This is a genomic window from Kribbella sp., assembly GCF_035687465.1.
Classification (GTDB): domain Bacteria; phylum Actinomycetota; class Actinomycetes; order Propionibacteriales; family Kribbellaceae; genus Kribbella.
In genome coordinates, this window is record NZ_DASRXP010000479.1 from 1 (window position 1) to 8,981 (window position 8,981).

The 8,981-nt window shown below is 67.0% G+C and carries 9 protein-coding genes; 5 read left to right on the plus strand and 4 right to left on the minus strand.

The genetic code is table 11. The features are described 5' to 3' along the window. Window positions 1–1,022, plus strand: a 1,022-nt coding sequence (locus VFG33_RS25235; RefSeq protein WP_325055430.1) for a thiamine pyrophosphate-dependent enzyme, incomplete at its 5' end; no start/stop codon positions are given. Window positions 1,023–1,078: 56 nt separating this feature from the next. Continuing rightward, window positions 1,079–2,284, plus strand: coding sequence for an MFS transporter (locus VFG33_RS25240; RefSeq protein ID WP_325055431.1), 1,206 nt, complete (start codon window positions 1,079–1,081; stop codon window positions 2,282–2,284). 8 nt (window positions 2,285–2,292) lie between these two features. Here VFG33_RS25240 and VFG33_RS25245 read toward each other — a convergent pair whose 3' ends face one another. After that, entirely contained in the window at window positions 2,293–3,474 is a 1,182-nt protein-coding gene (locus VFG33_RS25245) for an FAD-dependent monooxygenase (protein ID WP_325055432.1), read from the minus strand. Window positions 3,475–3,634: 160 nt separating this feature from the next. Here VFG33_RS25245 and VFG33_RS25250 point away from each other — a divergent pair, with 160 nt between their 5' ends. Then, on the plus strand, window positions 3,635–4,084 hold the full coding sequence (locus tag VFG33_RS25250) for a MarR family winged helix-turn-helix transcriptional regulator (RefSeq protein WP_325055433.1): 450 nt from the start codon (window positions 3,635–3,637) through the stop codon (window positions 4,082–4,084). Window positions 4,085–4,185: 101 nt separating this feature from the next. Then, on the plus strand, window positions 4,186–4,479 hold the full coding sequence (locus VFG33_RS25255; RefSeq protein WP_325055434.1) for a DUF4287 domain-containing protein: 294 nt from the start codon (window positions 4,186–4,188) through the stop codon (window positions 4,477–4,479). Window positions 4,480–4,488: 9 nt separating this feature from the next. Here the strand turns inward: VFG33_RS25255 and ettA are convergent, their stop codons facing one another. Then, window positions 4,489–6,171 carry an energy-dependent translational throttle protein EttA gene (gene ettA / locus VFG33_RS25260; protein WP_325055435.1) on the minus strand — a complete coding sequence of 561 codons (1,683 nt, stop codon included), beginning with the start codon at window positions 6,169–6,171 and terminating at the stop codon, window positions 4,489–4,491. 92 nt (window positions 6,172–6,263) lie between these two features. Then, window positions 6,264–6,845 (minus strand): single-stranded DNA-binding protein, encoded by a 582-nt coding sequence (locus VFG33_RS25265; RefSeq protein WP_325055436.1) that lies wholly within the window; start codon window positions 6,843–6,845, stop codon window positions 6,264–6,266. A gap of 209 nt (window positions 6,846–7,054) precedes the next feature. On the opposite strand from VFG33_RS25265, the gene VFG33_RS25270 reads away from it, so the two are divergent. Further along, on the plus strand, window positions 7,055–7,672 hold the full coding sequence (locus VFG33_RS25270) for an SRPBCC family protein (RefSeq protein ID WP_325055437.1): 618 nt from the start codon (window positions 7,055–7,057) through the stop codon (window positions 7,670–7,672). 23 nt (window positions 7,673–7,695) lie between these two features. Here the strand turns inward: VFG33_RS25270 and VFG33_RS25275 are convergent. Further along, a partial coding sequence (locus tag VFG33_RS25275) for a P-loop NTPase family protein (RefSeq protein WP_325055438.1) occupies window positions 7,696–8,981 on the minus strand: 1,286 nt, incomplete at its 5' end.

The following is an 8,981-nucleotide window of genomic DNA, read 5'->3' on the forward strand; positions in this document are numbered from 1 at the left end:
GGCAGGCCCTCATCACCCTGGTCGAACGACTCGGCTGCCCTGTCTGGCAAGAGGCGTTCGGCGCCCGAGCCGGCTTTCCCCAAGACCACCCCGCCTTCGCCGGCCACCTCCCCGCGGACCGCACCTCCTTACGCAAAACCCTCACCCCGTACGACGTAGTCCTGGTCGTCGGAGCACCCGCCTTCCGCCAATACCCCTACGAACCAGGCCCCCTGGTAACCCCAGGCACCACGGTGATCGTCATCTCAGACGACCCCGACACCGCCCACCACAGCGCCGCCAACCTCAGCGCCATATCCGCCCCCGCCCCAACCTGCGCCCGCCTAACAGAACTAATCCGCCGCCACGAACCTAAACCCGGCGAGGCCGCAGAGGCCGAAGCGGAACGTCTACCCGGCGAGGCCGCTGGCGCGGGACGATCACCGGCCGCCTCCGCCCTACCGAGTGAGCGCAATGTCCGGGCCCCCGGCCCGGGCGAGGCGTTGCGGGCTGTGCATGTGTTTGCGGCGCTGGCCGAGCGGTTGCCTGCGGATGTGGTGTTGGTAGAGGAGTCCCCGTCGAGCCGGCCTGATCTGCATCGGTTGATTCCGGCGCGGGCGCCGCGGGGATTCGTCAGCGCCGCAATGGGCGGGCTCGGCTTCGCATTGCCTGCAGCAACTGGTTTGCGAATGGGTGATCCCACCCGCCCGGTCGTCGCCGTGGTGGGTGACGGCTCGTCGCTGTACGGCATCCATGCCCTGTGGAGCGCCGCGAAGTACGACTGCGGCGTACTGTTCGTTGTCCTGAGCAACGGCGGCTACGCAGTCATGGACCAACTGGCACAAGCCGCCGGAGGCAATGCTCCGTGGCCTGGCTTCGACGTCGACGTTGCAGGAATCGCGACCTCGCTCGGCTGCCCATCGCTCCGGATCAGGGACCACGCCACACTGCTCGACACCCTCGACGAGGTCCTACCCTCGCTGGCAGCCCGACGTCATCCCTTGCTACTCGACGTCCGGGTGAGCCCAGAGCCGGCTGAATGAATCCCTCAAAACCCGTCGGGCCAACTCCGCTCGCGGCGGTGATTGCGATCGTCCTGGTGGCATTCAACCTTCGGGCCGGCATCGCCGCGGTCTCGCCACTACTGCCAGACATCCGGGCCGACCTGGGATTGTCCCGGAGCGCCGCCGGTCTCCTCACCACGCTGCCGGTCCTCTGCTTCGGCGCTCTGTCAGCTGCAAGCGCCGCGCTCGGCAGACGCCTAGGCAGCGACCGAGCAATCGTGCTCGCAATGCTCGTACTAGCAGCAGCCTGCGCCCTGCGTCTGCTCCCAACAGCAGCCTGGTTCTTCGCCAGCACCTTCCTGCTAGGCACCGCCATCACCGTCGGCAACGTCCTCACCCCGCCCCTGGTGAAGGAGCACCTAGCCGGCCGCTCCGAGCACGCCGTCGGCCTAGCAACCGGCCTCTACACCGCCTCCCTCATCGGCGGCGCCGCCGTAGCCGCCGCCATCAGCACCCCTCTAGCAACAGCCGGCCTCGGCTGGCACGGCGCCCTCTTCATCTGGGCAGCCCCCGCCCTCCTAGCCGCCACCACCTGGACCTTCCTAGTACTACGGCCCGCCAACTCCACCACTTGCCTCAGCGCCTCTCCCACCACCAGCACGCCCGGGCAACCCGCTACTACCCCTCAGACCGGGCACTCGCCCGACCCCAGCGCCGGCGTACGGGAACCTGTCAGTGTTCGTCGGTCTTGGGTTACCTGGGCTCTGGCGTTGTTCATGGGCGCACAGTCGCTCGCCTACTACGCCGTACTGGCTTGGCTGCCGGCGTTGTTGCGCGACCACGGCGTTAGCGCACAGCAGGCCGGCCTTGCGCTCTCCCTCTTCAACCTGCTCGGCATCGCCTCCGCCCTGGTGATGCCAACCCTGGCAGCACGCCTCACAGACCAGCGGACGCTCGCTCTAATCGTCTGCGCCTTCTGGGCAGTCGGCGTAGTCGGCCTGCTTGTAGCACCCGACCTCTACCTACTCTGGTCGGTCCTGGCCGGCCTAGCCCAAGGCGCCGCGATCGCCCTGGCATTAGCCCTGATCGTGCTCCGAGCAAGAACCTCCGACGTCGCCCGCGAACTCTCCGGCACAGTCCAGTCGGCCGGTTACCTGATCGGCGCCGCCGGTCCCTTCACGCTAGGCGCTCTGCGGGACGCGACAAACAGCTGGAACGCCTCCCTGGCAGCACTCCTGGTAGCGGTGGCAATGATGGCCATCGGCGCCTGGGGTGCCGGCCAGAACAAAGCGGTCGGCTGACGCACGCTTCACGAGTAGTTCGGATGTCCGTTCGCCGCCGGGCTGATGACGAACTCTTCCTCGTCCCGCTCGGCACCGCGGTACGTCAGCATGGAGTCCCGCATCCGACGCTTCAGCGGCGAAAGATGGTTGACCGTCCGCATCGCCGTCCGCATCCCCGCGAGCACGACCCGGCCGATCACCGGCTTGTGGATCGGGTCGTCAGCACTCATCTGCTGCCGCGACTTGATCACCGCGTCGAAGCCGTACTCGATCATCTTCGACTCGTACCGACTGATTGCCTCCAGCAACTCAGCCCTGCCGTCGCGAACCTCGATCAGGTTGCGGCACAGCGCCAGCGCATCCCGCAGAGCGGTGTTGGCGCCGACCCCGCGGCCCGGCGTCATCGTGTGGATCGCATCCCCGATCAGCGTGACGTTGCTGCTCTGCCAAGGCTCCAGCGGCACAGAGGTCCAGATGTCGATCGGGAAGCACGTCCCGGGATCGGCCAACTCGAACAACCTGCGCAGGTTCGGGTGCCAATCGGGCGTCACCCGCAGGGCAAGGTCGATCAGCTCCTGGCCGCGCAACTCCATCACGTTCGCCGGGAGCTTGTCCGCCGAGGCCGAGAGCCCCCAGTTGATGTAGTCGCGGGTGTTGTCGAACTGCAGCCCCGGCCACTGCCGGATCAGTTCCTCGGTGCTCCCGCCGATCCCCTGCTTGACCTGACCGTCGCGGTCCCACTGGAACTCCATCACGTGCAGGATGCAGCTGAACCCGTGCGGTGCGGTCACGATCGAGATGCCCTCGAACACCTTCGGCGAGATCAGCTTCGCGCTCTCCTCGGTGATCGGCAGCTTCCCCGCGATCGCGATGATCCCGGTCTCTTCAGTCTTCGCCTGCGGCAGGTACTGCCGGCGTACCCCGGATCCGGAGCCATCAGCCGCCACCAGCAGATCACCAGTCGCCTGCGAACCGTCAGCGAAGTACGCCGTGACGCTGTCGGCGTGCTGCTCGAAGCGAACGAACTCCTTGCCGAACTCGACCACGTCGTCCAGGCCGGTCAGCAGCACCTGGCGAAGCGTCATCCTACTGATCGACTTCTCGCTCTCCACCGGGTCGGTCGAGGGCGGGAGGTCGAACGAAAGGACCTCCTTCAGGTCCTCGGTCAGCATGTTGAAGTACTTCGGGTCGCGGGCCCTGGTCGCCACAAACGTGTCGTACAGGTCCTTCGGCAGGAGTGCGTGCAGGGCCCGGCTCCCGTCGGGGTCGATCCCCTCTAAGATTGTCTCGGATCTACAAGTATCTCGTTGATCCGAGTATCTTGGAGTTCCGAGAGAAAATCAAGCCAGCACCTTGGAGAGGTCTGTGATGAGTGCCAGAGAAGAAGTCGCCGCCGAACTGCAGCAGCAGCTCGTGCGGTTCATCGCCGACGTGATCCTGTTCAACCACGCGGTCTCGGCCAAGCTCGGTCTGGGCGCGAGCGACTCCCAGTTCATGACGCTGCTGCAGACCTACGGCCCGCTCACGCCGCGGCAGCTCACCGAGCACACAGGACTCACCTCAGGGACCGTCACCGGCGTCATCGACCGCCTCGAGGGCCTCGGCCTGATCACCCGCCAGTCGGACCCGACCGACCGCCGCAAGGTCCTGGTCACCCCGTCCGTCGAGGCGATCCAGGAAAAGCTGGCCCCCCTGTACGCCGAACAGGGCCGGCGCATCCAGTCCGTCCTGGCCACCCGCACCGACACCGAACTCCAGACCATCCAGGCCTTCTTCAGCGACGCCGTCGCGGAGGCCCAGACAGTCCAGGATCTGTGAGGGTGTCGAAATCGGGAGGGCCCGCCCGACGCTCTGGTGAGGCGGCCGATCGGGCGCCGACAACGGCGCGGTCCGCGGACTGCTGGTGAAAGGTGCTACCGATGTCCTTCCAGGCATACCTCGACAAGATCGAAGAGAAGACAGGCCTGACCCCTCGGCAGCTGGTCGAGTTGGCGCGCGAGCGTGGATTCGAGGGGCCGGACACCAAGGCCAACGCCGTTGTGGACTGGCTGAAGGAGGACTACGACCTCGGCCGCGGCCATGCGATGGCACTCGTGTACGTGATCAAGAACGGCCCGAAGATCGGCGACAAGCACGTCGGCAGCACCGGGGTCCACCGCGACGAGTCCGACACCCTCTGGCTCGACGGCAAGTCGACCAAGCCCAAGCTCTAGTTATGGGCTCTAGTCGCGGGTCAGCTTGCGGTAGGTGACCCGGTGGGGGCGAGCCGCTTCGGCGCCGAGGCGTTCGATCTTGTTCGCTTCGTAGGCGGCGAAGTTGCCCTCGAACCAGAACCACTGGGACGGGTCGTCGTCGGTGCCTTCCCAGGCCAGGATGTGGGTGGCGACGCGGTCCAGGAACCACCGGTCGTGGGAGATCACCACGGCGCAGCCCGGGAACTCCAGCAGCGCATCCTCCAGCGACTGCAGGGTCTCGACGTCCAGGTCGTTGGTCGGCTCGTCGAGCAGCAGCAGGTTGCCGCCCATCTTCAGCGTCAGCGCCAGGTTCAGCCGGTTCCGCTCACCGCCGGACAGGACCCCGGTCGGCTTCTGCTGGTCCGGCCCCTTGAACCCGAACGACGCCACATACGCGCGGCTCGGCATCTCGAAGTTCGCGACCTTGATGTAGTCGAGGCCGTCCGACACCATCTCCCAGACGGTCTTCTTCGGGTCCAGACCGCCGCGCGACTGGTCGACGTACGAGATCCGGACCGTGTCGCCGAGCCGGAGGGTGCCGTTGTCCGGGGTCTCCTCGCCGACGATCATCCGGAACAGCGTCGACTTGCCGACGCCGTTCGGGCCGACGACGCCGACGATGCCGGCCCGCGGCAGCGAGAAGCTCAGGCTGTCGATCAGCTTGCGATCGCCGAAGCCCTTCTCCAGCTTGACGGCCTCCAGCACGGTGCTGCCCAGTCGCGGGCCCGCCGGGATGTTGATCTCGTCGATGTCCAGCTTCTTGGAACGCTCGGCCTCGGCCGCGAGCTCCTCGTACCGGGCGAGCCGGGACTTGCTCTTGGTCTGCCGCGCCTTCGCGTTCGACCGGACCCACTCGAGCTCGCGCTCCAGGATCTTCTGCCGCTTCGCGTCCTTGCGGCCCTCGACCACGAGCCGCTCCTGCTTGGTCTCCAGGTACTTCGAGTAGTTGCCCTCGTACCCGTAGGTCTTGCCGCGGTCCATTTCCAGGATCCACTCGGCCACGTTGTCCAGGAAGTACCGGTCGTGGGTGATCGCCAGGACGGCACCCGGGTACTTCTGCAGGTGCTGCTCCAGCCAGAGCACGGACTCCGCGTCCAGGTGGTTGGTGGGCTCGTCGAGCAGCAGCAGGTCGGGCTGCTGCAACAGGAGCTTGCACAGCGCCACCCGGCGACGCTCACCACCGGACAGGGTGTCCACGATCGCGTCCGGCGGCGGGCACCGCAGCGCGTCCATCGCCTGCTCGAGCTGAGCGTCCACGTCCCAGGCGTTGCGGTGGTCCAGCTCGGTCTGCAGATCACCCATCTCGGCCAGCAGCGTGTCGTAGTCCGCGTCCGGATCGGCCAGCTCGGCGGAGATCTCGTTGAAGCGGTCCAGCTTCGCCTTGGTGTCGCCGACCCCCTCCTCCACGTTCTCCAGCACGGTCTTGCCCTCGGTCAGCGGCGGTTCCTGCAGCAGGATCCCGACCGTCGCACCTTCGGCCAGCCTGGCCTCACCGTTCGAGGGCTGATCGAGCCCTGCCATGATCTTGAACAGGGAGGACTTGCCGGTGCCGTTCGGCCCGACCACGCCAATCTTCGCGCCGGTCAGGAAGTTCAGGGTGACATTGTCGAGAACGACCTTGTCCCCGTGCGCCTTCCGGACGTTGCGAAGGGTGTAGATGAATTCCGCCATGCCTCAGAGCCTATGCGGTCCGGCCCACTGACTCCCAACCGGAGCCCGCCCGGGAAACCGGCCGGGAGCCAGTGGGTGCTCATCGGGTGCGGTCAGGCCGCCTGCCGCTCGGCGTCCTGCTCCTGATCGGATCCCGTCGACTCTCCCGCAGGCGTCGCCGCTCCCACCGGCGTCGGCTGGCCCGCGTCCGATGCGAACTCATCCGGGAGATAGAAGTCGTCGCCCACCGGACCGCTGGTCTCCGCCCGAGGGGAAAGGTCCCGCATCTCCTGGTCGAGCGAATCGCCCGCAACCGCCAAGGCCTGCCGCGCGTTCTTGGCGAACTTCGCGGTCCCCCGCGTGAGGTCGTGGCCGACGGAGAACGCGTCCAGGACCGTCCGCTGCCGGGTCTCGCCGCCCTCCTCGGTCCACTCGGTGGTTTTCAGCCGGCCGGACACCACCACCGGTTGACCCCGGTACACCGAGTCGAAGACGTTCTGGGCCAGCGTGCGCCAGCACTCCACCGTGTACCAGGTGGTCGGCCGGTCGACCCACGATCCCTTGGCCCGGTCGTACTGCCGCGGCGTCGAGCCGAGCCGGAACGAGGCCAGCGCCACCCCGCCCGCCACCTCCTTGAACTGCACATCGCCGCCGACCCAGCCCTGCACGGTCAAATAGGTCTCACCGACGCTCATGTCACTCCCTTCCCTTCTCTCACAGCTGTCCTTCCGTCGCATCTGTGCTGACACCAGAGAAGATGCACCTCTTCTGCCCCGAACCGGCGGACGATTTCGCGAGCTGTGGACAATCAAATCTCAGGCTTGACTTATATAAGTGCAAGGCGGCACTCTGGTCCCGTCGACCGGCGGACCAGCCGCGGGCGAGGGTGAAGGGAACGGGCAGCGTGATCGACATCGTCGAGCACATCAACGCGATCCACCGGCAGGTCAGCCAGACCGGCGAAGAGGTCCGGGTGGTGCTCCAGCGCAGCTACACCGCCGAGGTCGAGGACGTCTGGGACGCGCTCACCGACCCCGAGCGGATCCGCCGCTGGTTCCTGCCGATCAGCGGCGAACTGAAGGTGGGCGGCAGCTTCCAACTGGAGGGCAACGCCGGCGGCGAGATCCTCGAGTGCGAACCGCCGGACCGGTTCAAGGTCACCTTCGGCGGTCCGACCAGCTTCGTGGAGATCCGGTTGACGCCGGGTCCGGACGAGACGACCAACCTGCAGATGGACCACTCCGTACCGGCCGACTTCGGCGGCCCTGCCGGCGCCCTGTATGTCGGACCGGGCTGGGACGGAGCACTGCTCGGCCTCGCGCTCTACCTCACCGGGCAGCTCGGCGAGGACGACGACCCGGCCGAGATGGCCAACTCCCCCGAGGTGCTGAGGTTCTCAGAGCACTCTGTGCAGGCCTGGGTCAAGGCGATCCGCGCATCGGGCCTAGTCAGCGAAGAGGAGCTCCGCGCCGCCGCCGAGGCCTCGATGGCCCACTTCTCCCCCGACGGCTCCCTCGACTGACGGACCTCGCAGGTAGGGCCTGGTCAGCGGCGGGCGATGGCCAGTTGGTCGCGGCAGCGGGTGTAGGCCTCGAGCTCTTCGCGGGCGGGGGCGACAACGTGGCTGTCGGCAACCTTCTCCAGCTCCGTGCGGAGGGCCTTCGCCACCAGCCGGGAACGTCGGCCGGCGCCGTTGGCAGCGAACAGGCGGCACCCGAAGGAGACGGCCACGCCCAACACGACACCCCCGACCAGCATGATCGCCGCCAGGGGGATGCCCTGCCAGTCCGGCATCGCCGGGTCTTCCAGGTCCAGGTATTTGAACACCAAGAGCGCCGCGAACCAGAGCGCTCCGCCCAACGCCACAAGGAAAAGCAGCCACTGCAGGAACCGCGCAGCACCCCACCAGCCCGGATTGTTACTGGCTCCGAGGTCAGTCCGCGCGACTGCCTGATCCAGCTCGTCCCCGAGAGACTCCTCGCGCCGGCGGATCGCAGTACGGACTGAGTCGGCCCACGGCCTGGACAGTCCGACAGCCGCCTTGTTGGTGATGTTGCGAACCGCAGTGTCCATCCGGGCACGCTGCACTGGTGTTGCCGCAGGCAACGAGGACCGAGCGATCGACACCTCGTTGGACGCGGACTTGCGCAGCGCCTTGCCCTGCTGCCTGGGAACCTGCTCCAAGTGCAGTCGCCGCAGCGGATCAGGCCGGAACCGGCCGAGCCACTTGGTGACCGGCCAACCTGTGGCTGCCCGTGCACGCTGCAGATAAGACCGCCGTACTGCGTCGACGACCACAGGCACACCGCTTGCCTCGGACAACGCGTCTACTAGTTCGGTGATGTCGGACTTGGCGATCTCGGGCGTCTTGGCGTTGCCGCACTGACTGGCCATCCGGTCGGAGACGCGGTCCACGTCCGCCGCGAGGCGCTCACGTGCCGCGCGCTTGTTGCTGACCCGCTTGACCAGCAGGTCCCGGAGCTCGTCCAGCCCGTCCCCACTCACAGCAGAGGTAGCAACGACTGTCGGGCTCTTCAGGCCGTCCGACTTCAGCAAGCGGGTCAGGTCACTCAGGCAGCTCTTGCGCTGGTCCTCGGTGAGTTTGTCGATGTGGTTCAGCGCGAACACCATCACCGACGAGTGCGAGGCGAACGGCTTGATGTACCGGTTGTGCAGTGCGGCGTCCGCGTACTTCTGCGGGTCCACCACCCACACCAGCAGGTCGACCAGTTCCACCAGGCGATCCACGATCAGCCGGTGCTCCACCTCGGTCGAGTCGTGGTCGGGAAGATCCAGTAGGACCAGGCCGTCCAGGTCCTCGGAGTGCGCAC

What these genes read in the sequence shown, in the direction of transcription:
- VFG33_RS25250 (WP_325055433.1), top strand. Translation starts at nt 3,635, where the DNA reads ATGAGTGCCAGAGAAGAAGTCGCCGCCGAACTGCAGCAGCAGCTCGTG.
- VFG33_RS25255 (WP_325055434.1), top strand. Translation starts at nt 4,186, where the DNA reads ATGTCCTTCCAGGCATACCTCGACAAGATCGAAGAGAAGACAGGCCTG.
- ettA (WP_325055435.1), bottom strand. Translation starts at nt 6,171, where the DNA reads ATGGCGGAATTCATCTACACCCTTCGCAACGTCCGGAAGGCGCACGGG.
- VFG33_RS25265 (WP_325055436.1), bottom strand. Translation starts at nt 6,845, where the DNA reads ATGAGCGTCGGTGAGACCTATTTGACCGTGCAGGGCTGGGTCGGCGGC.